We start from the raw sequence: 21,873 nt of genomic DNA, 5'->3' as shown, positions 1-21,873 counted from the left end.
CGTACGGGGGTACGCCGTCCGGTCACGCGCCCGGGTCCGTCCCCCCGGTGGCGTCCCCGGCGTCCGCGCGCGCCTTGCGCCTGCGGGTGAGCCCGTAGGCCGTGCCCGCGGCGGCGATCAGGACGACGGCTCCCGCGCCGAGCGCGAGCGGCAGGGCCGGGGAGTCGTCGTCGGAGGCGGAGGCGGTCACGGCGGGGCTCGCCGTGGGGGAAGGGGTGGTCCGGGTGGCCTTCTCCGGCGCGGCGGAGGCGTCGCTGCCGATGTCGGGCAGGGCGGGGAGTCGTGCGGAGTCGTCGAGGGCGACGGCGAGCGAGACGGGGTCCATCGCGGTGCCCGTCTTGTAGACACCGCCGAAGACCTCGGCGCCCTCGGCGGTGAGTTCCGCGGGGGCCTCGGTGAGCAGCACGAGGCCGTCGTCCTCCTTCAGCTTCTTCGCGTCGAAGGTGACGAGGGTGCGGGTGCGGGCCTTCGCGCCGCCCCGGGCCACCTTCGCGCTGAGCGTGCCCTTGCCCGCGCGCACCTTCACGTGGGGCGCGGCGAGGCTCAGGTCGAGGTCGTGGGCTCCGGTGAAGCGGAGCGTGCCGGTGAAGTCCGCGTCGAGACGGCCGTCCCTCGCCTCGTACGTGCCGGAGCCGCGCGGGAAGCGGTAGAGCGCGCCGCCGTCCTGCGCGCCGTCCTTGAGGGTCCACTCGCCCTCGGCGACCGGGCCCGTCACGTACTCGCGCCACGTGCGGCGCACGCCCCAGTCGAGCGCCGCGTCCTCGATGCGGGCGGCCTTCGCGGGGCTCGCGGTCTTCTTCTCGGGGCTCTTCGAAGGGCTCGGACTCTTCGACCGCGTGGGGGACTTGGCGGCGGCGAGGACGTCGACGGAGAGGGTGACGGGGTCGAGCGCGGTGCCCGCCGTGTAGTAGCCGGCGAAGGCGCTCGCGCCCTGCGCGGTGAGCGTCGCGGGCACGTGGGCGAGGCCGATCGGGGTACCCCCGCCCTTGGTGCCGATCCCGCCGAGGTTCAGTGTGGCGAGCGGGACCTGACCGCGGGTGCTCCACTGCCCGCTGCCCTTCGCCTTGCTCCGCATGTCGGCGTAGAGCGTGCCCGCGCCGTCGGCGATGCGGACGGTGGGGCGGCTGATGGTGAGGTCGAGTTCGTACGCGGCGCCCTTCTTGTGCCCGACGAAGCGCACCCCGCCCGCGAAGCTCGTGCTCAGCGCGCCGCTGTCCGGGTCGTACGTGCCGGTCGCCGAGGGGAAGCGGAACTGGCTGCCCCCGACGGTGCCGACGCCGCCGCTCAGGCTCCAACTGCCCTGTGCGATGGGCCCGGTGACGTAGCTCTGGAACGAGGACTTGATCCCCCAGTCGAGCCGCCCGCCGCTCACCGTGCGCTCGGCCGCCCGCGCGTTGCCGGGCGGGAGCAGGGCGAGAGCGAGTGCGAGCAGCAGGGCGAGGGCCGCGGAGCGTGCCGGGCGGCTGCGCGATGCGTGCGTCATGGACACCTTCAGGGAAGGGCGCACGGCACCGGAGGGCGTGCGGCGGTACAGGGGGGCCAAAGGGAAAGGACGGGTCAACCCGGCAAAGCCCTGGTCAATGAGGTAAGGCTAACCTAATGTATGACCTGCGGTCCCGGGAACCCCCCGGTTCCCGCACAAACCAGCACGAACCCAGCACGACAGGATGGTTGATCGGGTGCGCACGCAACTGAGGCCGTCGTCCACGGCCGCGAGACGGCTCTCGTTCACGGCCCGCTTCCGGCTCGGCGCCGCCCTGCTCGCCGTACTCGCCGTCGCGGCCTGCGGCACGGACGGCGGCTCCGGCGGTACGGGGAACGGGGGCGCCCCCAGGGCCTCGGCGAGCGCCGCCGCGCACCGCGACCGCGTCGAACCGCTGCCCGGGAAGCCCGCGCCGGAGCTGCCGGTGCGGGTGAAGTCGGCCGACGGGCACACCGTCACCGTGCGGGACGTCTCGCGGATCGTGCCGCTGACCGGGAGCATCAGCGAACTCGTCTTCAGCCTCGGGCTCGGCGACCACGTCGTGGCGAAGGACGTCACGGCGACCTTCGAGCAGGCGAGGAAGCTGCCCCTCGTGACGCGCGCGCACGACGTCTCGGCCGAGAACGTCCTCTCGCTGCACCCGACGCTCGTCCTCGCCGAGTCCACGACCGGCCCCGCCGAGGCGATCGAGCAGATACGCGACGCGGGCGTCCCGCTCGTGATCCTCGATCCGGCGAAGAGCCTCGACGACGTCGACAAGCGCATCCACGCCGTCGCGCGGACCCTCGGCGTCCCCGGCGCGGGCGACGCGCTCGCCAAGCGCGCCGACGAACGCCTCGCCGCCGAGCGCGAGAAGATCCCCGCGCACGCCGACCGCCCCCGCGTCGCCTTCCTCTACCTGCGCGGCACGGCCTCCGTCTACCTCCTCGGCGGCGCGGAGTCCGGGGCGAGTTCGCTCCTGGAGGCGGCCGGCGCGGTGGACGCGGGCAAGGAATCGGGGCTGCGCAAGGACTTCACGGCGATCACGAGCGAGGCCCTCGCGAAGGCGGCGCCCGACGCGATCCTCGTCATGAGCAAGGGACTCGACTCGGTCGGCGGCGTCGACGGGCTCCTCAAGATCCCCGGCGTCGCCGAGACCCCCGCCGGTCTCGACCGCCGCGTCGTCGCGGTGGACGACGGCGTCCTCCTGAACTACGGCCCGCGCACGGACGAGGTCCTGGCGACCCTCGTGGACCAGCTCTACGGCAAGGGCGGCACGTCCGGCAACGGCGGCACCTCCGGCAAGGGCGGCAAGGGATGACGGCCTCCGAGGCGGTACGCGCCGACGAAGCCCCCGCCCCGGAGGGAGCGGAACCCCGGCGCGGACCCGCCCCTTCACCCGACGCCCCCTCACCCGACGCCCTCTCACCCAAGGCCCTCTCGCCCAGGGCCCCCCGCCCCGTCACCCGCGTCCTCACGCCCGTCCTCGTCCTCGCCCTCGTCGGCCTGTGCCTCGTCTCCGCGAGCGTCGGCGCCTACCACATCCCGCTCGGCGACCTCCTCGCCTCGCTCGCGCACAAGGTGGGCGTCGGCGGGCACGCGCTCGACCGGGTCGGCGAGAGCGTGCTGTGGAACGTGCGACTGCCGAGGGTCGTGCTCGCGCTGCTCGTCGGGGCCTCGCTCGGCTGCGCGGGGGCGCTCATGCAGGGCGTGTTCGGCAATCCGCTCGCGGAGCCGGGCGTCATCGGGATCTCCTCGGGCGCGGCGGTCGGCGCGGTCGCCTCGATCGCGCTCGGCATCACCTTCCTCGGCACCTGGACGGTGTCGGTCTTCGCGTTCGTCGCGGGACTCGCGACGGTCCTGCTCGTCTACACGCTCTCGCGCGCGGGCGGGCGGACCGAGGTGGTGACGCTGATCCTCACCGGGATCGCGGTCAACGCTTTTGCGGGCGCGCTCATCGGCCTGTTCGTCTTCTTCGCGGACAACGCGCAGGTCTCGCAGATCACCTTCTGGCAGCTCGGCTCCCTCGCGCAGGCCACGTGGCCGAAGGTCCTCGCCGTCCTGCCGTGCGCGCTCCTCGGGCTCGCGGTGGCGCCGCTGCACGCGCGCAAGCTCGACCTGCTCGCGCTCGGCGAACGCCCGGCGCGGCACCTGGGCGTGGACGTGGAGCGGCTGCGGCTCGTCCTGGTGCTCGTCGTGGCGCTGCTGACGGCCGCCGCTGTCGCGGTCTCCGGGATCATCTCGTTCGTGGGGCTGCTCGTGCCGCACCTGCTGCGCATGGCGGCGGGTCCCGGGCACCGCTTCCTCGTCCCGGCGAGCGCGCTCGGCGGGGGGCTCGTGCTCGTGGGCGCGGACCTCGCGGCCCGTACCGTCGCGGCTCCGGCGGAGTTGCCGCTCGGGGTGCTGACGGCGCTCTTCGGCAGCCCGTTCTTCTTCTGGCTGCTGCGCAGGACCCGTCGCAAGCAGGGAGGCTGGGCATGAGGTGGTACGGGACGGGCGGGCGCGCGCGGCGGCTGCCGGGGCGGCCGGTGCCCGGTGAGACGGTGGCGCGGGCGGCGGGGGTCGGGCTCGGGCTCGGGGGGCGGCCGGTGCTGAGCGGCGTCGAACTGCCCGTACGGGCCGGGGAGGTGCTCGCGCTCGTCGGGCCGAACGGGGCGGGGAAGTCGACGCTCCTCGCGGTGCTCGCCGCCGACACGCGCCCGGACGTGGGCGCGGTTGAGATCCTGGGGCGGCCCGCCGGGGAGTGGAGCGCGGCGGAACTCGCGCTGCGCCGGGCGGTGTTGCCGCAGGCGGCGACGTTGTCGTTCCCGTTCGTCGCGCGAGAGGTGGTCCTTATGGGGCGGGCGCCGTGGGCGGGCACGGAGCGCGAGGAGCAGGACGAGGCGGCGGTGCGCGAGGCGATGGCGGCGACGGAGACGGCGGCCTTCGCGGGGCGCCCCTTCTCGGCGCTCTCCGGCGGTGAGCGCGCCCGCGTCGCGCTCGCGCGCGTCCTCGCCCAGCGCGCCCCGCTCGTGCTGCTCGACGAGCCGACGGCCGCGCTCGACCTGCGCCACCAGGAACTCGTGCTGCGCGTGTGCCGCGAGCGGGCGGCGGCCGGTGACGCGGTCGTCGTCGTGCTCCACGACCTCGGTCTCGCCGCCGCGTACGCGCACCGTGTCGCGGTCCTCCACGACGGCCGCGTCAGGGCGGACGGGCCCCCCGCCGAGGTCCTCTCGGCGGACCTGCTGAGCGAGGTCTACCGCCAGCCGATCGAGGTCATCCCCCACCCGGCGAGCGGCGACCCCCTGGTCCTCCCGGTCCGGGCCGCCCTCAAGTGACTCCGGCAGGGCCGTACTTGACTTCGCCTTGACCCTTTCATGACTGTTCCTCACGGATGAGAGGCAGATCACGAGAAGCCGGTGTTCCGGTGAGGTAAGGCTCAGCTAAATTAGGGTCGCCTCACCGGCACTCCCCTTCCCCGGCGGACCCTCCGCGGCCGTCGCTTCGTGGTCCTGGAGCACTCTCATGCGTCCCCTGCGTCGTCCCGTACTCGCCGTGCTCAGCGGCGCCCTGGCCCTCGGCGGGCTCACCGCCTGCACCGAGAAGAGCGACGCGAAAGCGGGCGAGGACGGGGCCATCGGGGTCACCGCGGCCGACACGACGTGCGACACGACCGCGAAGACCGCGAAGGCGGGCAAGGTCACGCTCGCCATCGCGAACAAGGGCAAGCGGGCGACCGAGGTCGAGATCGTGATGCCGGACGGGCGGATCGTCTCCGAGAAGGAGAACATCGGGCCCGGCGTCTCGTACACGCTCACCGCCGAGGTCAAAGCGGGCAGTTACGAGATCGCGTGCCGTCCCGGGATGGTCGGCCACGGCGTGCGGCAGAAGCTCACCGTCTCCGGGAAGGGCTCCGCAGCCGAGCGCGACCCGCGCCTCGACGCGGCGGTCTCCGCGTACCGCGACTACGCGCAGGACCAGGCGGACCAGACGCTGCCCAAGGTCATGGTGTTCACGGACGCGATCCGCGCGGGCGAGCTGGACGCGGCGAAGAAGGCGTACGCGCCCTCGCGCATCGGCTGGGAGCGCACCGAGCCCGTCGCCGAGTCCTTCGGGGACATCGACCCGAAGACCGACACGCGCGCGGACGGCCTGGAGAAGGGCCAGAAGTGGACGGGCTGGCACCGCCTGGAGAAGGCCCTCTTCGAGGACGGGAAGATCGGCGCCGAGGAGAAGACCCTCGCGACGCGGCTCGACAAGGACCTCAAGGACTGGCAGCGGCGCGTCGGCCGCGCCGTCATCACGCCGACCTCGATGGCCAATGGCGCCAAGGACCTCCTCGACGAGGTCGCGACCGGCAAGGTGACCGGCGAGGAGGAGCGCTACTCGCACACCGACCTCGTGGACTTCAAGGCGAACGTCGAGGGCGCCGAGAAGGCGTACACGCTCCTGCGGGCCGTCGCCAAGACCAACGACCCCGATCTGGTCGCCCGGTTGGACACCCGCTTCGCCGCGCTCGACAAGCAGCTCGACGCCTACCGCCCGAGCCCCGACTCCTACGAGTTCACCTCCTACGACAAGGTCGGGGAAGCGCGGCGCAAGAAGCTCTCGGACGGCGTCAACGCGCTCGCCGAGCCGCTCTCGAAGCTCGCAGCGGCGGTCGTGGGCAAGTGAGCGCGGACGAACAGGGGGCCCACGGCGGGCCCTCCCGGAGGAACCTGCTCGGCTGGGGCGGCGCCGGGCTCGTGCTCGGCGCGGGCGCCGCCACCGGCACCGCGCTCGCGCTCGACGACGGGGACGCGAAGGCAGCGCCCGCCGCCGCCGTCCCCTTCCACGGCGCCCACCAGGCCGGGATCGCCACCCCCGTCCAGGACCGCCTGCACTTCGCCGCCTTCGACGTCACGACGAGCGAACGCGCCGACCTCGTCGCCCTCCTGAAGGAGTGGACGAAGGCCGCCGCGCGCATGACCGCCGGACACGCCGTCGGCGAGGGCGCGTTCGGCGCGGACGAGGCGCCCCCGGACGACACGGGCGAGGCGTACGGCCTCTCGCCCGCGCGCCTCACCCTCACCTTCGGCGTCGGCCCCTCGCTCTTCACGCGCTTCGGGCTCGAAGACCGGCGCCCGGACGCGCTGGAGGAGTTGCCCGCCTTTCCCGGGGACCACCTCGACAAGGCGCGCGGGGGCGGCGACCTGTGCGTGCAGGCGTGCGCCGACGACCCGCAGGTGGCCGTGCACGCGATCCGCAACCTCGCGCGCATCGGCTTCGGCACCGTCGCGATCCGCTGGTCCCAGCTCGGCTTCGGCAAGACCTCGTCGACGACCCCCGGCGCCGAGACGCCGCGCAACCTCTTCGGGTTCAAGGACGGCACCCACAACATCGCGGGCGGGGAGACCGCCGCGCTCGACCAGCACGTGTGGGTCCCGGAGAAGGACGGGCCCGCGTGGCTCGCGGGCGGCTCGTACCTCGTCGCGCGGCGCATCCGCATGAACATCGAGGTGTGGGACCGCACGTCGCTGCGCGAGCAGGAGGACGTCTTCGGGCGGACGAAGCGGACCGGGGCACCGGCCGGGAAGCTCGCCGAGCACGACCCGGTGTCCCCGCGCGCGATGCTGCCCACCGCCCACGTGCGGCTCGCCCGGCCCGCCGCGCACGGCGGGCACCGCATCCTGCGGCGCGGCTACTCCTTCACGGACGGCACGGACGGGCTCGGTCGCCTCGACGCGGGCCTCTTCTTCCTCGCCTACCAGCGCGATCCCCGGACCGGGTTCATCCCCGTGCAGCGCGAACTCGCGCGCCACGACGCGCTCAACGAGTACATCCAGCACGTCGGTTCGGCGCTCTTCGCGATCCCGCCCGGGGTGCGCGACGCCCACGACTGGTGGGGGCGCGCGCTCTTCACCGCACCGGCCAAGGACTGAGAGGCCCCGCATGTTCGCCAACTACCTCATCGGGCTGCGCGAGGGACTCGAAGCGAGCCTCGTCGTCTGCATCCTCGTCGCCTACCTCGTCAAGACCGGCCGCCGCGAGGCGCTGCGCCCGGTGTGGACCGGGGTCGTCGTCGCCGTGCTCCTCGCGCTCGGCTTCGGCTGCGCGCTCACCTACGGCTCCCGCGAGCTGACCTTCGAGGCGCAGGAGGCGCTCGGCGGCTCGCTCTCCGTCGTCGCGGTGGGGCTCGTGACGTGGATGGTGTTCTGGATGCGGCGCACCGCCCGGCACCTCAGCAGCGAACTCCAGGGGAGGCTGGACAAGGCCCTCGTCATGGGCACGGGCGCGCTCGTCGTGACCGCGTTCCTCGCGGTGGGCCGCGAGGGCCTGGAGACCGCGCTGTTCGTGTGGGCCTCCGTGCAGGCATCGAGCGACGGCACCCACGGGCCGCTCATCGGCGTCGTCCTCGGGCTGCTGACCGCCGTCGTCCTCGGCTGGCTCTTCTACAAGGGCGCGGTCCGCATCAACCTCGCGAAGTTCTTCCTGTGGACCGGCGGGATGCTCGTCGTCGTCGCGGCCGGTGTCCTCGCCTACGGCTTCCACGACCTCCAGGAAGCCGGCTGGATCGGCGGCCTCACCGACCTCGCCTTCGACATCAGCTCCACGATCCCGCCGGAGTCCTGGTACGGCACGCTCCTGAAGGGCGTGCTCAACTTCCAGCCCGACCCGACCGTCCTCCAGGTCACGGTGTGGACGCTCTACCTCGTACCCGCCCTCGGGCTCTTCCTCGCCCCGGTAGGGTTCGGGCGCAGCAGGGGCAAGGGCGGCGGGGAGAGGGAGACGGGAGCCGATGAGGGCAGCGCGGAGGATGCGGGGACTTCTGCGGCGCGGTGAGCGGGGGCCATACCCGGTACGGGCGCGGGGCGGGCTCCTCGCGCTCGCCCTCGCCCTGACGGCCACGGGCTGTGTCACCGTGCACGGCGAGACGGCGCTCGTGCCGACCGCGACGCGCGGCGAGGCGGCGACCGCGCTGAAACGGTTCCGGAGCGCGTACAACGAGGCGGCCCGCGACCTCGACCCGGCGAAGGACGCCGCCGTGCTCGCCGGGCCCTTCGGCGCCATCACACAGGACACCCTGCGCTCGCGGAAGGCCGAGACCCCGGCGGGCGGCGCCGGGGCGAGCCCGCTGGAGGTCTCCGACGTGCGCTACCTGATACCCCGCCTGCGGGGCTGGCCGCGCTGGTTCGTCGCGGACACCGACACCAACCGCGACGTGGACGACGACCCGGCGCGCGACACCCGCTGGCTCTTCCTCTTCACGCGCTCGGGCCCGAAGGCGGACTGGCGGGCCACGTACCTCGCGATCCTCGCGCCCGGCCGGATACCGAAGTTCCGTACGGACGGGGACGGCTACGTCGTCCCGGCGACGCCGGGGGCGCTGAGCCGCGCGTACGCGACGTATCTCCAGGACGGCAAGGGCGAGCGCTTCGCGCCCGGTCAGCACACGACGGGCTGGCGCGAGCAGCGCGCGAAGAACGCCGAGCGCCCCGGCTGGACGATCCAGTGGGCCGACGAGCCCGCCGACTCGGGCGCCTTCCGCCCGTACGCGCTGCGCACCGCCGACGGCGGCAGCCTCGCCTTCTTCGCGAGCCGCCACTACGAGCGCCGCACGGGCGCCCAGAACGTCGCCGTCACCCCGCCGCTCGCGGCGAAGCCGCTCCTGAAGGGCCGCGTGGACCGCTCCTACACGCTGGAGTACACGTCCAACGAGACGGTGACGGTACCGAAGTCGGGCGGGCCCGTCGTCTTCCTCAACCGGCTCCAGGGGCTGACGGGAGCGGAGGGGAGCTGAGACGGGCGGTGGGGAACTGAGGCGGGGCGGACGGCCGGTGGGAGATTCCGTACCGGCGCCCCCGCGTCATCACCCGCACCGCCGTCCTCCCGTCACCGGCTCAGCCCGCCGTCACCAGCCCTGCTCCTCCCCCGGCGTGCCCGCCGCCACCGCCTCCGCGTCCGTGAGGGCCGCGAGGAGCGGGAGCGGGTCCACGAGGGGGTGTTCCGGGCCGCGCAGCCACGTCACGCCGAGCCCTTCGCCCGGCAGGCGCGCGGGCGGTACGAGCACGTAGCTGCCGCGACAGTGCCAGCGCAGACCCGGGTGCTCGTCGACGGACTCGGGGTGCGAGTCCAGTTCGCAGGGCCAGTACTCGTCCTCGTCCTCGGGCGTCCCCCGGGTCGCCGTGAAGAAGAGCATCCGGCCGTCGTCGCTCACCGCGACCGGGCCGACCTCGGTGCCGTCCCCGCTCTCCGCGAGCCGCGCGAGGACGCGCTCACCCGTGCCGTAGGGCACGTCGAGCACGTCGTGGACCATGCCGGTCGCCGTGATGAAGTTCGCCTCGGGCTCCGCCGTCGCCCAGCGCTCGATCTGCGCGCGGTCGTGCGTGGACTGGGTCTGCCAGGCGAAGGAGACGGGGTGTCTGCCGGGCGTGGGGCAGCCGACGCGCGCGCAGGAGCAGCGGTGGCCGACCGGGTGCGCGGCGGGGGCGAGCGGCAGCCCGGCCTGGGCGACGGCGAGCAGCAGCGCGGTGCGGTCCTCCGCGGGGGGTTCACTGCCGGGGGGCTGTCCGGTGGCACGCCGCCACCACTGTGTGAGCCTGCCCGGCCGCCGGTCGTGCGCTGCGCCCATCTCACCTCTCACTTCGTCCCGGTGATCCGTCCATGGTGCCACTTGTACGGGGTGATCACGGACGGGGCCCGTTTCCGGGGGCCCGGCGACGTTCACCCGTTCGGCGCGCAGACCGGCGCGGCGCGTCTGCCGCACGATGGCCGTGCCGGGCCGGGGTGGCCCGGCGGCGGGCCGCGCGGCTGCGCGCGGGCCCGCGTGATCTCCGTACTCCCCGTACGAGGAGGTTGCCGTGATCCGTACCGCGAGCGCCCGCGAGGCGAGCCCGCGCCACTACCTGATGTGCCCCCCGGAGCACTTCGAGGTCCGTTACGCGATCAACCCCTGGATGGACCCGGGCACGCCCGTGGACCGGGCGCGGGCGCTCGCGCAGTGGGAGGGGCTCGTGGCCTGCTACCGGGCGCTCGGGCATACCGTGGACGTGCTCGACCCGGAGCCGGGGCTGGCGGACATGGTGTACGCGGCGAACGGGGCGACGGTGGTCGGCGGGCGCGTGCTCGGGGCGCGGTTCGCCTTCGCGGAGCGGGAGCCGGAGGCGGTGGCGCACCGGGCGTGGTTCACGGCGCGGGGCTGGGCGGACGTCGGCGTGCCCGTGCAGGTCAACGAGGGCGAGGGGGACTTCGCCGTGACGGGCAGGTGGCTCCTCGCGGGGCACGGCTTCCGCTCCTCGCCGCTCGCGCCGGCCGAGGCGCAGGAGTACTTCGGGCGTCCGGCGATCGGCCTGGAGCTGGTCGACCCGCGCTTCTACCACCTGGACACGGCCCTCGCCGTGCTCGACGCGGAGCGCGAGGAGGTCGTGTACTTCCCGGGCGCGTTCTCGCCGGGCAGCCGCGCGGCCCTCGCGGCGCTCTTCCCCGACGCGCTCCTCGCGAGCGAGGCGGACGCGCTGGTCCTGGGCCTCAACGCGGTCTCGGACGGGCGGCACGTGGTGCTCCCGCGCGAGGCGCGGGGTCTCTTCGGCCCGCTGCGGGAGCGGGGTTTCGACCCGGTGGGGGCGGAGCTGGGCGAGCTGGTGAAGGGCGGCGGGAGCGTGAAGTGCTGTACGCAGGAGCTGCGCCCGGCGCCGGTTCACTCCTCGGTGCCGCCGCCCGCCTCCTCCGCCTCCTCGGCCGGGGGCCACGCGTCGCCCCAGTCGATGTCGCGGGCGGCCCGGTAGAGGGACCCCTGGCGCTTCGTGACCGTCGCGCGGCGCAGGGTCTCGTCCGGCTCGCACAGGTCGAGGAGGACCTGGCCCTTGCGGATCTGGGGGCGGCGCAGGATGCGCGTGGGGACGCGTTCGGGGGCGGCGCGCGTGGCCGCCACGTAGGCGAACTTCTCGTCCTCGTACGGCAGGGAGCCGCCCTTCACCTGCCGGTGCAGCGAGGAGCGGGCGACGCGGGCCGAGAAGTGGCACCAGTCGCGGCCGGGCTCGATGGGGCAGCGCCCGTCGTGCGGGCAGGGGGCGGCGACGTGGAGCCCGGCGGCGAGGAGGCGGTCGCGCGCGGCGAGGACGCGGGCGTAGCCCTCGGGGGTGCCGGGTTCGGTGACGACGATCGCGGCCCCGGGGTCGTCGCCGGTCGCCGCGAGGGCGGTGTCCACGACGGCCGCGCGGTCGGCCTCGGTCAGTTCGCCGAGGACGTACGAGACCGTGACGAGGGGCGCGGCGGGCGCCGCGCCCGTGCCGATGCGGCCCTGGGTCCAGCGGGCGCCGCGCACGGCGGGCCAGGGCGCAGCGGCGGCGAGTTCGGCGCCGAGGTCGAGCGCGGGGCGCGCCCAGTCGACGACGGTGACGGGCCGCTCCCCGTCCCACGTCGCGCCCACCGCCCACACAGCGGCCCCCGTGCCGCCGCCGATGTCGAGGTGGCCCGCGGGGGTCCAGCCGGGGCGGGCGGCGGCGAGCGCGCCGAGCGCGGCCCGCATCGCCTCGAAGGTCGCGGGCATCCGGTACGCGGCGTAGGCGGCGACGTCGGAGCGGTCGCGCAGGACGGGCGCCCCGGTGGGGGTCCGGCCCCGGTAGTGCCCGATGAGCCGGTCCACGGACTGGGCGGCGGCGCGGGCCGGGAGCCCGTCGAGGAGGGAGGCGAGCGCGGCGCGCAGCACCTCGGAGGGGGCGTGGTGCGGGTGGGTCACCCCGGGATTGTTCACCCGGGGATTCTAGGCTCTGTCGTCACATTCCCGTCGTCGCCCGGAGGGCGGCCACGCGGCGTCAGGTGCGTGCTCTCGGCGCGCCGCCCCAGGCCCTCGTACTGGACGTACTCGGGTCTGGGGGCGGTGCGGCGAGAGTGCGTGCATGGCGCCGCGCGGCAGACGGGAATGTGACGACAGGGCCTAGGGGGCGGCCTCGTACGGGAGTGTGCGGCCCGTGTCCCGTACGGCGCGCTTGAGGCGGGTCGCCGCGCGGGCGCGGGGGGTGCTGTCGGGGGTGCGGCGGCGCGGGTGGACGGTCGTGGCGAGGAGCACGAGGAAGGTGTCGGTGGCGCGGTCCACGACGAGCGAGGTGCCGGTGAAACCGGTGTGCCCCGCGCACAGCGGGCCCGCGAGTTCGCCCATGTACCAGGGCTTGTCGACCTCGAAGCCGAGCCCTTCGTCGAGCATGAGCGTGGTGTACTCGGGGGCGAGGACGCGTGCCGTGCCGTAGGCGCCGCCGCCGAGCAGGACGCGGCACAGGACGGCGAGATCGTGTCCGGTGCCGAAGAGGCCCGCGTGCCCGGCGACGCCGCCGAGCGCCCACGCGTTCTCGTCGTGGACGAGGCCCCGCACCATGCCCCGGTCCGCCTTCGCCCAGGGGCGCCGCTCGTCCTCGGTCGCCGCCGCGCCGGGGCACGGGCCGAAGCCGGTGGACGTCATGCCGAGGGGGCGGGTGATGCCCTCGGCCACGAGCTGGTCGAGGCGCTGCCCGGTGAGGCGTTCGAGGAGGTGCTGGAGCAGGAGCGGGTTGAGGTCGGAGTAGCGGCGGGTGCCGGGCTCGGCGACGGGTTCCTCGGTGGCGAGGGCCCGGTGGCGGGCGGCGTCGTCGGGGAGTTCGTACAGCGGGAGTTCGGGGCGCAGGCCCGTGGTGTGGGTGAGCAGGGCGCGGACCGTGAAGCCGTGCGCGGCGGCGGCGGGGTGGTCGGTGAGGATCTCGGCGACGGGGGTGCCGAGGGCGAGGGCGCCGCGCTCGACCTGCTGGAGCGTGGCGATCGCGGTGAAGAGCTTGGTGAGCGAGGCGAGGTCGAAGGGGGTGTCGACGCGCACGGGGACGCGTTCCTCCGGGGGGAGTTCCACGCCCGCGCCGCGCTCCTCGTCCCAGGCGCGGTAGCGCACGGCCCACCCCGCCGCCGCCTCGGCGGCGAGGTGGGGGCCGCGCCCCGCGAGGACGACGGCCCCCGCGCACCAGGGCTCGGGTCCCTCGGTGAGGTTCCGCACCTCCTCGGTGAGGAGGGCGATCTCGCGGGGGTCGAGTCCGGCGCGCTCGGGGCTCGCGCGGCGCAGGCGGGCGGCGTTCAGCCTTCGTCAGCCCCTTCGCGGCACGCCGCCCCCGCCGCCTCGGTGGCGGGCGCGGGCAGCGCGGTCGTGGTGACGTCGTGCCGCGCCGCCGTCAGCGTCGCCTTCGTACCCGTACCGGGGCGGCACAGGAAGACGTAGGCGGCGCCCGCGACGAGGACGCTCACGAGCTGGACGAGTGCCATCGGCACGGCGGTGTCCTCGCCCGCGATGCCGACGAGCGGTGAGGCGATGGCGCCGATGAGGAAGGACGAGGTGCCGATGAGCGCGGACGCGGACCCGGCGGCGTGCGGGGCGCGCTGGAGGCCGAGGGTCTGCGCGTTCGGCATCACGAGGCTCATCGAGGACATGAGCACGAAGAGCGCGACGGCGAGCGGCACGAGCCCGACGCGGCCGAGCACGCCGCTCGTCATGACCAGGAGGGCGACGGCCGCCGCCGTGATGAGCGAGAGGCCCACGGCGGTGGCGCGTTCGAGGCTCACGCGGCCCACGAGGAGCCGCCCGTTGACCTGGCCCATGATGATGAGCCCGACCGAGTTGACGCCGAACAGCAGGCTGAAGACCTGGGGGCTCGCCCCGTAGATCTCCTGCACGACGAACGGCGAGGCGCTCACGTACGCGAAGAGCGCGGCGAAGGTGAAGCCGCCGACGAGGACGTGCCCGGTGAAGACGCGGTCGCCGAGGAGGCCGCGCATCGTCGCGAGCGCCTCGCGTGTGCCGCCCGTGTGGCGGCGCTCCGGGGGCAGGGTCTCGGGGAGGCGTCGTACGACGAGGAGGGTGAGCAGGGTGCCGACGACGGTGAGGACGAGGAAGATGCCGCGCCAGTCGGTGAAGCGCAGGATCTGCCCGCCGATGAGCGGGGCGACGATCGGCGCGACCCCGGAGATGAGCATGAGCGTCGAGAAGAACCGGGCCATCGCGAGCCCGTCGTACAGGTCGCGGACGACGGCGCGCGCGATGACGATCCCGGCGGCTCCGGCGAGGCCCTGGATCAGGCGGAAGACGATGAGCAGCGCGGTGCCGGGGGCGATCGCGCACGCGGCCGTCGCGAGGACGTAGATCACGAGGCCGACGAGGAGCGGGCGGCGGCGCCCGAAGCGGTCGCTGAGCGGGCCCACGACGAGCTGGCCGAGCGCCATGCCGGTGAGGCAGGCGGTGAGCGTGAGCTGCACGGTCGCGGCGGGACTGCCGAGCGCGTCGGTGACCTTCGGCAGCGCCGGGAGGTACATGTCCATCGACAGCGGCGGCACGGCGGTGAGGCCGCCGAGCACGAGCGTGGTGAGCAGCGAGGTGCGGCGGGCGGATGCGGGTATGGCGGGGTCGGCGGGGTCCGCGGCCTCGGCGGCCTCGGGGGCCCTGGCCGGGGGGACGGTCGCGGCGGCCGGAGCCGGGGTGGGGGTGGGGACGGGCGGGGGGTTGGTGCCGGGGACGGGCGATGCGTCTGCGGGCTGTCGCGTGCCGGGGGCGCGCTCCACCATGTGTGCCTCTCTTGAGCGGGAACCGGTTTCCTATGCTCTCAGCTCGAACGGACCGCTGCGGACCGTTTTCCGCCACGCCGGGCCGTTCCGGGTCCCGGTGGGCGGGGCGAGAGAGATGGGGACGGCATGGGCGAGGGGATCACGGGACGCCCCGTGCGCTGGGGAGTGCTCGCGACCGGGGGTATCGCGGCCTCGTTCGCCGCGGACCTGCTGACGGTGCCGGGCGCCGAGCTGGTCGCGGTCGGTTCGCGGACGGAGGAGTCGGCGCGCGCCTTCGCGGAGCGCTTCACGATCCCGCGCGCGCACGGCTCGTGGGCGGCGCTCGCGGCGGACGAGGACGTCGACGTCGTGTACGTGGCGACGCCGCACACCGCGCACCTGGAGGCGGCGCGGCTGTGTCTGGAGGCGGGCAAGGGGGTGCTGTGCGAGAAGCCGATGACGCTCAACGCGCGGCAGGCGACGGGGCTCGTGGACCTGGCCCGCGCGCGGGACGTCTTCCTCATGGAGGCGATGTGGACGTACGTCAATCCGCTCGTCCGCCGGCTGAAGCTGCTCGTCGACGAGGGCGCGATCGGTGAAGTCGCCTCCGTCGAGGCGGACTTCTCCGTCGACGGGCCCTTCCCGGCCGACCACCGCATGGTGGACCCGGCGCAGGGCGGCGGCGCGCTCCTCGACCTCGGGGTCTACCCGGTCGCCTTCGCGCAGCTCCTGCTCGGCGAGCCGGAGGGGGTGCGGGCGAGCGCGAAGCTCTCCGAGCGGGGCGTGGACCTCCAGACGGGGATGCTCCTGAGCTGGGCGAACGGCGCGCACGCGCTCCTGCGCTGCGGACTCCTCGGGGCGGGCCCGACGCGCGCGACGGTCGTCGGTTCCGAGGGCCGCGTCGACGTCGCGGGGAACTTCTTCGCGCCCGGGGAGTTCGTCCTGCACCGCCGGGGCGCCGAGCCCGTCACGTACACGGCGCGCGAGGAGGGCGGCGGCGAGGGCTACGTGCCGGAGGCTGTCGAGGTGACGCGCTGCCTGCGCGAGGGACTGACCGAGTCGCCGCTCGTGCCGCTGGAGGGGACACTCGCGGTGCTGCGGACGCTGGACAGGGTGCGGGAGGTGACGGGGGTCCGGTACGAGGGCGAGTGAGCCGGGGCGGGGGGCGCCCTCGCGGGGGTGGCTTCGCGGCGGCCTCGCGGGGGGTGGCCTCGCGGGGGCGGGCCCGCCCCTCGCCCGTACGGGAGCCGTCCCCGTACGGGCGAGGGGCACGTGTCCCCCCGGGCCCGTCCCCGCCGCACCGGCGGCCGTACCCGAAGCCGCCGCGCCCGCGGCCGGACCCGCCGCTCGCCCCGCCCGCTCAGGCCGGTGTCAGTCCCGGCTTCCCCGCCTCCGTCACGAACGACCCCGCGACCGTGAGCGGCGCGCCCGGCGTCGTGACCGCCGCAACCGTCTTCCAGTCCGCGCGCGCCGACTTCTTCCCGAGCGTCACGACCGCGTAGCCGCGCCGCCCGTTGTAGAAGCGCAGGTGCGGGTTGGCGGCCATGTAGGTGTCCCAGTTGGAGGGCTTGTCGGAGCCGTCGCCGCCGCTCGTGATCGAGCTGGTGACGATCTCGGTGCCGAGGGTCTTCGACGCGGGGTCGTCGAAGTCCGCCTTGAGGTCGAAGCCGTAGTGCACGTGGACGTCCCCCGTGAGGACCATGAGGTTGTCCTTGCCGCTCGCCCGCCAGCCGTCGAGGAGGCGCCCGCGCGAGGCCGGGTAGCCGTCCCACGAGTCCATCGAGAGCTTGAACCCGTCCGTCGCGCGGTCCTTGCGCTGCGCGAAGGTGACCTGCTGCGGGACGACGTTCCAGGTGGCCCCGGAGGCACGCCACCCGTCGACGAGCCAGCGCTCCTGCTCGTCGCCGGTCAGCGTGCGCGAGGGGTCCTCGGACTCGGGCCCGGGGACCTGCCAGCCGTCGCCGTACGCCTGGTCGCTGCGGTACTGGCGGGTGTCGAGGACGTCGAACTGGGCGAGGCGGCCCCAGTGGCGGCGCCGGTAGAGCCTCATGTCGGAGCCGGTGGGCTTCTGCGGCGTGCGCAACGGCTGGTTCTCCCAGTACGCGCGGTAGGCGGCGGCGCGGCGCAGCAGGAACTCCTCCGGCGGGACGTCGTTCTCGGGGGTGTCGTCGGCGTAGTTGTTCTCCGTCTCGTGGTCGTCCCACGTCACGACGAAGGGGTGCGCGGCGTGCGCGGCGATGAGGTCCGGGTCGGACTTGTAGAGCGCGTACCGCAGCCGGTAGTCCTCCAGGGTGAGGGTCTCGCGGTTGAAGACGGCGGGCAGGCGCCGGTCGGTGTACTTGCGGTTGCCGCCCACGGCCGTCACCGCGTACTCGTAGAGGTAGTCCCCGAGGTGGAAGACGAGGTCCACGTCCTCGTCGGCGAGATGCCGGTACGCCGTGAAGTACCCGTCGTGGTACGCCTGGCAGGAGACGGCGGCGAGCTTCATCTCGGCGGTCCTGGCGCTCGTCGCGGGGGCGGTGCGGGTGCGGCCCACGGGGCTGATCCAGGTCCCGGCGCGGAAGCGGTAGTAGTACTCCCGGTCCGTGTCGAGGCCGGGCACCTCGACGTGCACGGTGTGCGCGAACTCCGGGTGCGCGGTGGTCGATCCGCGCTTCGCGACGCGCGTGAAGCGGGCGTCGTGGGCGAGTTCCCAGCGCACCGTGACGCGGCCTCTCGGCATCCCGCCGTCGCTCTCGTACGGGCTCGGGGCGAGGCGCGTCCACAGCAGGACGGACTGCGGGAGCGGGTCCCCGGAGGCGACGCCGAGCGTGAAGGGGTCGGCCTTGACGGCCTTCGCGTCGAGTTCGGCCGCCGCGGCGCTCCCGGCGGTCGGGAGATTGACGGCGAAGGCGAGCGCGGCGGCGGCGCCCGTCATGGTGAGGAAGCCGCGCCGCCCGAAGTGCCGGGCAGCGGCGCGGAGTTCGGCGTCGGGGTCCTGGAAGCTGTGGCTCATCGGGTGGGGTCCCCTCGTCTCGGTGGGTGGCGCAGGGGACTCTCCGGGACGGGGGCGACGCGTGCCTGTCGCCGGTGCGACGCGGGTGTGGACGGGGGGTGAGTTCTGGGGGTGGCCGGATCGCCGCGCCGGAGTCCTGGTGGCGGGCCGTCAGTCTTCCAGGGCGACAAGCGAGTTGGCGCGCCGCCACGCTTCAGGATCACCCGTCGGCTCGTACCGTACGGGCCGCTGCGTCGCCGCGACGAGCGCGCGCTGCTCGTCCCGGTCGCCCACGAGGCCGTGGGCGCGGGCCTGGACGAGGATGTTGCCGAGCGCGGTCGCCTCGGCGGGCCCGGCGACGACGGGGAGCCCGGTGGCGGCGGCGGTGAGCCGGCACAGGAGCGCGTTGCGGCTGCCGCCGCCGACGAGGTGCACGGTGCGCGGCGCGGCCCGCCCGGCGAGCCGCACGGCCTCGCGCAGGGTCCGCGCGTGCGCCCAGGCGAGCGCTTCGAGGATCGCGCGGACCAGGGCGCCCTGGTCGCGCGGCACGCGCTGCCCGGTGCGCGCGCAGTGGGCGGCGATGCGCGCGGGCATGTCGCCCGGGGCCAGGAACTCGGGCGCGTCCGGGTCGATGACGTGCGCGAAGGGCTCGGCGGCCTCGGCCGCGGCGAGCAGCGGCCCCAGCTCGTACGGGAGTCCCCGCGCGCGCCATGCGCGCTGCGACTCGCTGAGCAGCCACAGGCCCATGATGTTGCGCAGGTAGCGGGTCGTGCCGTCGACGCCGAGTTCGTTGGTGAAGTTCGCCGCGCGCGAGTCCTCGGTGAGGACGGGGTGTTCGAGTTCGAGCCCGGCGAGCGACCACGTGCCGCAGGAGACGTAGGCGACGGTGCCCTCTCCGGGGGCGGGCACCGCGAGGACGGCGGACGCGGTGTCGTGCGAGGCGACGGCGGTGACGGGGGTGGCGGCGGGCAGCCCGGTGGTCTCGGCGACGTGCGGGAGCAGCGTGCCGACGCGGGTGCCGGGGGCGACGAGCGGCGGCAGCAGGCACGCGTCCACGCGGGCGGCGGCGAGCATCGCGGGCGACCACTGCCCCGTCCGCGCGTCGCGCAGCCCCGTCGTGGACGCGTTCGTCGCCTCGGCGGCCTCGGCGCCCGTGAGCCAGTGCGTGAGGAGGTCGGGGACGAGGAGGAGGCGGCGCGCGGCGTCCCAGCGCGGGCCGCGCGGTTCGGCGGCGAGCTGGAAGACGGTGTTGAAGGGGAGGTGCTGGAGGCCGGTCGTGCGGTAGAGGACGTCGGCGCCGACGCGGTCGCGTAGGCGCGGGGCGATCTCCTCGGTGCGCGGGTCGCGGTAGTGGTGCGGGAGGCCGAGGAGGGCGCCGTCGGCGTCGAGGAGGGCGTAGTCGACGGCCCAGCTGTCGATGCCGATCGAGGCGAGGTCCGCCCGGCGGCCTGCCTCGGCGAGCCCGTCGAGCACGCCCTGGTGGAGACCGGGGAGGTTCCAGTGCAGACCGCTCGGCAGCCGCAGCGGCGTGTTCGCGAAGCGCGCGGTCTCGGTCAGTTCCAGCAGCCCGGGTCCGACCCGCCCGAGGACGACCCGGCCGCTCGTGGCCCCGAGGTCGGCGGCGGCGAAGGCGGCGGGGGCGGCGGAGCGCTGGGCGGGCACGGGGACACCTCGGGCGTGACGGAAGGGGGGGCGGGGTGCGGCGGGTGGCGGTACGGGGCGGGACCGGACGGCGGTACGGGGTCGGCGTGCGCGGGCGGTCGGAGAAGGTGGGGCGGCGGTACGCGGGCGGCGTCGGCCCCGTACCCGTACCGCCCCCGCGCCGGGCTCAGCGCAGGAACGCCGCCGCCACGCCCGCGTCGACCGGGATGTGCAGCCCCGTCGTGTGGCTCAGCTCGCCGCCCGTGAGGGCGAGGACCGCGTTGGCGACGTGCTCGGGCAGGACCTCGCGCTTGAGGAGCGTGCGCCGCGCGTAGAACTCGCCCAGCTCGCTCTCCTCGATGCCGTACGTCGCGGCGCGCTGGGCGCCCCAGCCGTTCGCGAAGATGCCCGAACCCCGCACGACGCCGTCGGGGTTGACGCCGTTGACGCGGATGCCGTGCCCGCCCAGCTCGGCCGCGAGCAGCCGCACCTGGTGGGCCTGGTCGGCCTTCGTCGCCGAGTAGGCGATGTTGTTCGGGCCCGCGAACACGGAGTTCTTCGAGGCGATGTAGACGAGGTCGCCGCCGAGGTTCTGCGCGATCATCACGCGGGCCGCCTCGCGCGAGACGAGGAAGGAACCGCGCGCCATGATGTCGTGCTGGAGGTCCCAGTCCTTCGCCGTCGTCTCCAACAGCGGCTTGGAGACGGAGATCCCGGCGTTGTTGACGACGAGGTCGACGCCGCCGAAGGCGAGCGCGGCCCGCTCGAACGCGGCGGTGATCCCGGCCTCGTCCGTGACGTCCACCGTGACGGCGACGGCCTGGTCCGCGCCGCCCAGTTCCTCGGCGACGGCGGCGGCGCTCCCGCCGTCGAGGTCGGCGACGACGACGCAGGCGCCCTCGGCGACGAGGCGGTGCGCGATCGCCTTGCCGATGCCCGAGCCGCCGCCCGTGACGAGCGCGACACGGCTCGCGAGCGCCTTCGGCTCCGGCATCCGCCGGAGCTTGGCCTCTTCGAGGGCCCAGTACTCGATGCGGAACTTCTCGGACTCCTCGATCGGCGCGTACGCCGAGACGGCCTCGGCACCCCGCATGACGTGGACGGCGTTGACGTAGAACTCACCGGCGACGCGCGCGGTCTGCTTGTCCTTGCCGAAGGAGAACATGCCGACACCCGGCACGAGCACGATCGCCGGGTCCGCGCCGCGCATCGCGGGCGAGTCCTCGCTCGCGTGGCGCGCGTAGTAGGCGCGGTACTCGGCCCGGTACTCCTCGTGCAGCTCCTTCAGGCGCGCGACCTGCTCCTCGACGGGCGCGGAGGGCGCGAGGTCGAGGACGAGGGGGCGGACCTTCGTGCGCAGGAAGTGGTCCGGGCACGAGGTGCCGAGCGCGGCGAGGCGCGGGTGCGCGGCGCGTGCGAGGAAGTCGAGCACCGGAGCGGTGTCGGTGTAGTGGCCGACCTGTGGGCGGTCGGTCGACGCCAGGCCCCTGAGGACGGGCGCGAGCGCGGCGGCGCGGGCGTGCCGCTCGGCCTCCGGAAGCGCCTCGTACCCGGCGAGCACGGGCCCGAAGGGCTCGGTCCTGCCCTTCTCCTCCAGGAACTCCTCGGCCGTGCGGATCATCCACAGCGCGTTGCGCTCGCACTCCTCGGACGTCGTGCCCCACGCCGTGATGCCGTGGCCGCCGAGGACGACGCCGACCGCCCCCGGGTTCGCCTCCTTGACGGCGGCGATGTCCAGGCCGAGCTGGAACCCGGGGCGGCGCCACGGCACCCAGGCGACCTTCCCGCCGAAGCACGCGGCGGTCAGCGCCTCGCCGTCGGCCGCGCACGCGAGCGCGATGCCGGAGTCGGGGTGCAGGTGGTCGACGTGCGCGGCGTCCACGAGGCCGTGCATCGCGGTGTCGATGGAGGGCGCGGCCCCGCCCTTGCCGTGCAGGCAGTAGTCGAGGGCCGCGACCATCTCGTCCTCGCGCCCGACGCCCGGGTACACCTCGGCGAGGGCGCGCAGCCGGTCGAGACGGAGGACGGCGAGGCCCTGCTCGGTGAGGGTGCCGAGGTCGCCGCCCGAGCCCTTGACCCAGAGCAGTTCGGCGGACCCGCCCGTGACGGGGTCGGTCCCGACACCCTTCGCCGAGGCGTTGCCCCCGGCGTAGTTGGTGTTGCGCGGATCGGCGCCGAGGCGGTGGGCGCGGTCGAGGAGGGCGGCGACTTCGGGGGGCGTGGCCATGAAAGGGGGTCCTTCGGTTCCTTCGAGGGGAGTACGGGGAGGTGCGGGGCACCGGGCGGGGCG

The 21,873-nt window shown here is 74.8% G+C and carries 17 protein-coding genes; 9 read left to right on the top strand and 8 right to left on the bottom strand.

Annotated features, from left to right (window positions below; genetic code table 11):
• Nucleotides 1–22: 22 nt before the first annotated feature.
• Nucleotides 23–1,483, bottom strand: coding sequence for an HtaA domain-containing protein (locus STTU_RS24490; RefSeq protein WP_043256199.1), 1,461 nt, complete (start codon nt 1,481–1,483; stop codon nt 23–25).
• Nucleotides 1,484–1,679: 196 nt separating this feature from the next.
• Here STTU_RS24490 and STTU_RS24485 point away from each other — a divergent pair, with 196 nt between their 5' ends.
• The 7 genes from STTU_RS24485 (at nt 1,680) to STTU_RS24455 (ending at nt 9,221) form a co-directional block, all read left to right on the top strand.
• Complete coding sequence (locus STTU_RS24485; RefSeq protein WP_043256197.1) at nt 1,680–2,783, top strand: heme/hemin ABC transporter substrate-binding protein; 1,104 nt, start codon at nt 1,680–1,682, stop codon at nt 2,781–2,783.
• On the top strand, nt 2,780–3,943 hold the full coding sequence (locus tag STTU_RS24480) for a FecCD family ABC transporter permease (RefSeq protein ID WP_043256195.1): 1,164 nt from the start codon (nt 2,780–2,782) through the stop codon (nt 3,941–3,943). Before STTU_RS24485 ends, STTU_RS24480 begins: the two co-directional genes overlap by 4 nt.
• Nucleotides 3,940–4,779, top strand: a complete 840-nt coding sequence (locus tag STTU_RS24475; protein WP_043256193.1) for a heme ABC transporter ATP-binding protein — start codon at nt 3,940–3,942, stop codon at nt 4,777–4,779. The genes STTU_RS24480 and STTU_RS24475 overlap by 4 nt, the downstream gene beginning before the upstream one ends.
• A 187-nt stretch (nt 4,780–4,966) precedes the next feature.
• Entirely contained in the window at nt 4,967–6,115 is a 1,149-nt protein-coding gene (gene efeO / locus STTU_RS24470) for an iron uptake system protein EfeO (protein WP_007827803.1), read from the top strand.
• On the top strand, nt 6,112–7,362 hold the full coding sequence (gene efeB, locus STTU_RS24465) for an iron uptake transporter deferrochelatase/peroxidase subunit (RefSeq protein WP_043256191.1): 1,251 nt from the start codon (nt 6,112–6,114) through the stop codon (nt 7,360–7,362). The genes efeO and efeB overlap by 4 nt, the downstream gene beginning before the upstream one ends.
• A gap of 10 nt (nt 7,363–7,372) precedes the next feature.
• The gene (gene efeU / locus STTU_RS24460; protein ID WP_007827800.1) at nt 7,373–8,263 is read left to right on the top strand and encodes an iron uptake transporter permease EfeU; all 891 of its coding nucleotides are present in this window, start codon (nt 7,373–7,375) and stop codon (nt 8,261–8,263) included.
• Nucleotides 8,238–9,221, top strand: coding sequence for a hypothetical protein (locus tag STTU_RS24455; protein ID WP_043256190.1), 984 nt, complete (start codon nt 8,238–8,240; stop codon nt 9,219–9,221). The genes efeU and STTU_RS24455 overlap by 26 nt, the downstream gene beginning before the upstream one ends.
• 111 nt (nt 9,222–9,332) lie before the next feature.
• On the opposite strand, the gene STTU_RS24450 is transcribed toward STTU_RS24455, so the two are convergent.
• Nucleotides 9,333–10,052: a bifunctional DNA primase/polymerase gene (locus STTU_RS24450; RefSeq protein WP_007827797.1), complete on the bottom strand. Its 720-nt coding sequence runs from the start codon at nt 10,050–10,052 to the stop codon at nt 9,333–9,335.
• A gap of 229 nt (nt 10,053–10,281) precedes the next feature.
• Here STTU_RS24450 and ddaH point away from each other — a divergent pair, with 229 nt between their 5' ends.
• Nucleotides 10,282–11,205 carry a dimethylargininase gene (gene ddaH, locus STTU_RS24445; RefSeq protein WP_043256189.1) on the top strand — a complete coding sequence of 308 codons (924 nt, stop codon included), beginning with the start codon at nt 10,282–10,284 and terminating at the stop codon, nt 11,203–11,205.
• Here ddaH and STTU_RS24440 read toward each other — a convergent pair.
• The 3 genes from STTU_RS24440 to STTU_RS24430 form a co-directional block, all read right to left on the bottom strand.
• Complete coding sequence (locus tag STTU_RS24440) at nt 11,118–12,158, bottom strand: small ribosomal subunit Rsm22 family protein (RefSeq protein WP_043257722.1); 1,041 nt, start codon at nt 12,156–12,158, stop codon at nt 11,118–11,120. The genes ddaH and STTU_RS24440 overlap by 88 nt on opposite strands.
• 198 nt (nt 12,159–12,356) lie before the next feature.
• Complete coding sequence (locus tag STTU_RS24435; protein WP_007827793.1) at nt 12,357–13,433, bottom strand: serine hydrolase domain-containing protein; 1,077 nt, start codon at nt 13,431–13,433, stop codon at nt 12,357–12,359.
• Between the two features lie 77 nt (nt 13,434–13,510).
• Nucleotides 13,511–14,989: a multidrug effflux MFS transporter gene (locus STTU_RS24430; RefSeq protein WP_007827792.1), complete on the bottom strand. Its 1,479-nt coding sequence runs from the start codon at nt 14,987–14,989 to the stop codon at nt 13,511–13,513.
• Nucleotides 14,990–15,115: 126 nt separating this feature from the next.
• On the opposite strand from STTU_RS24430, the gene STTU_RS24425 reads away from it, so the two are divergent.
• Complete coding sequence (locus STTU_RS24425; protein WP_007827791.1) at nt 15,116–16,120, top strand: Gfo/Idh/MocA family protein; 1,005 nt, start codon at nt 15,116–15,118, stop codon at nt 16,118–16,120.
• Between the two features lie 208 nt (nt 16,121–16,328).
• Here STTU_RS24425 and STTU_RS24420 read toward each other — a convergent pair whose 3' ends face one another.
• From STTU_RS24420 to STTU_RS24410, 3 genes are all read right to left on the bottom strand, one after another.
• Nucleotides 16,329–17,963 carry an alkaline phosphatase D family protein gene (locus tag STTU_RS24420; RefSeq protein WP_007827790.1) on the bottom strand — a complete coding sequence of 545 codons (1,635 nt, stop codon included), beginning with the start codon at nt 17,961–17,963 and terminating at the stop codon, nt 16,329–16,331.
• Nucleotides 17,964–18,113: 150 nt separating this feature from the next.
• Entirely contained in the window at nt 18,114–19,604 is a 1,491-nt protein-coding gene (locus tag STTU_RS24415) for a rhamnulokinase (RefSeq protein ID WP_007827789.1), read from the bottom strand.
• A gap of 166 nt (nt 19,605–19,770) precedes the next feature.
• On the bottom strand, nt 19,771–21,810 hold the full coding sequence (locus tag STTU_RS24410; protein ID WP_007827788.1) for a bifunctional rhamnulose-1-phosphate aldolase/short-chain dehydrogenase: 2,040 nt from the start codon (nt 21,808–21,810) through the stop codon (nt 19,771–19,773).
• Nucleotides 21,811–21,873 lie beyond the last annotated feature (63 nt).

This window comes from Streptomyces sp. Tu6071, assembly GCF_000213055.1.
Lineage (GTDB): Bacteria > Actinomycetota > Actinomycetes > Streptomycetales > Streptomycetaceae > Streptomyces > Streptomyces evansiae.
Note: the sequence above shows the minus strand (reverse complement) of the source record. Positions and strands in the feature narration are given on the sequence as shown.

What these genes read in the sequence shown, in the direction of transcription:
- STTU_RS24490 (WP_043256199.1), bottom strand. Translation starts at nt 1,483, where the DNA reads ATGACGCACGCATCGCGCAGCCGCCCGGCACGCTCCGCGGCCCTCGCC.
- STTU_RS24455 (WP_043256190.1), top strand. Translation starts at nt 8,238, where the DNA reads ATGCGGGGACTTCTGCGGCGCGGTGAGCGGGGGCCATACCCGGTACGG.
- STTU_RS24410 (WP_007827788.1), bottom strand. Translation starts at nt 21,810, where the DNA reads ATGGCCACGCCCCCCGAAGTCGCCGCCCTCCTCGACCGCGCCCACCGC.
- STTU_RS24475 (WP_043256193.1), top strand. Translation starts at nt 3,940, where the DNA reads ATGAGGTGGTACGGGACGGGCGGGCGCGCGCGGCGGCTGCCGGGGCGG.
- STTU_RS24480 (WP_043256195.1), top strand. Translation starts at nt 2,780, where the DNA reads ATGACGGCCTCCGAGGCGGTACGCGCCGACGAAGCCCCCGCCCCGGAG.
- STTU_RS24420 (WP_007827790.1), bottom strand. Translation starts at nt 17,963, where the DNA reads ATGAGCCACAGCTTCCAGGACCCCGACGCCGAACTCCGCGCCGCTGCC.
- STTU_RS24430 (WP_007827792.1), bottom strand. Translation starts at nt 14,989, where the DNA reads ATGGTGGAGCGCGCCCCCGGCACGCGACAGCCCGCAGACGCATCGCCC.
- STTU_RS24450 (WP_007827797.1), bottom strand. Translation starts at nt 10,052, where the DNA reads ATGGGCGCAGCGCACGACCGGCGGCCGGGCAGGCTCACACAGTGGTGG.
- efeO (WP_007827803.1), top strand. Translation starts at nt 4,967, where the DNA reads ATGCGTCCCCTGCGTCGTCCCGTACTCGCCGTGCTCAGCGGCGCCCTG.
- STTU_RS24425 (WP_007827791.1), top strand. Translation starts at nt 15,116, where the DNA reads ATGGGCGAGGGGATCACGGGACGCCCCGTGCGCTGGGGAGTGCTCGCG.
- efeU (WP_007827800.1), top strand. Translation starts at nt 7,373, where the DNA reads ATGTTCGCCAACTACCTCATCGGGCTGCGCGAGGGACTCGAAGCGAGC.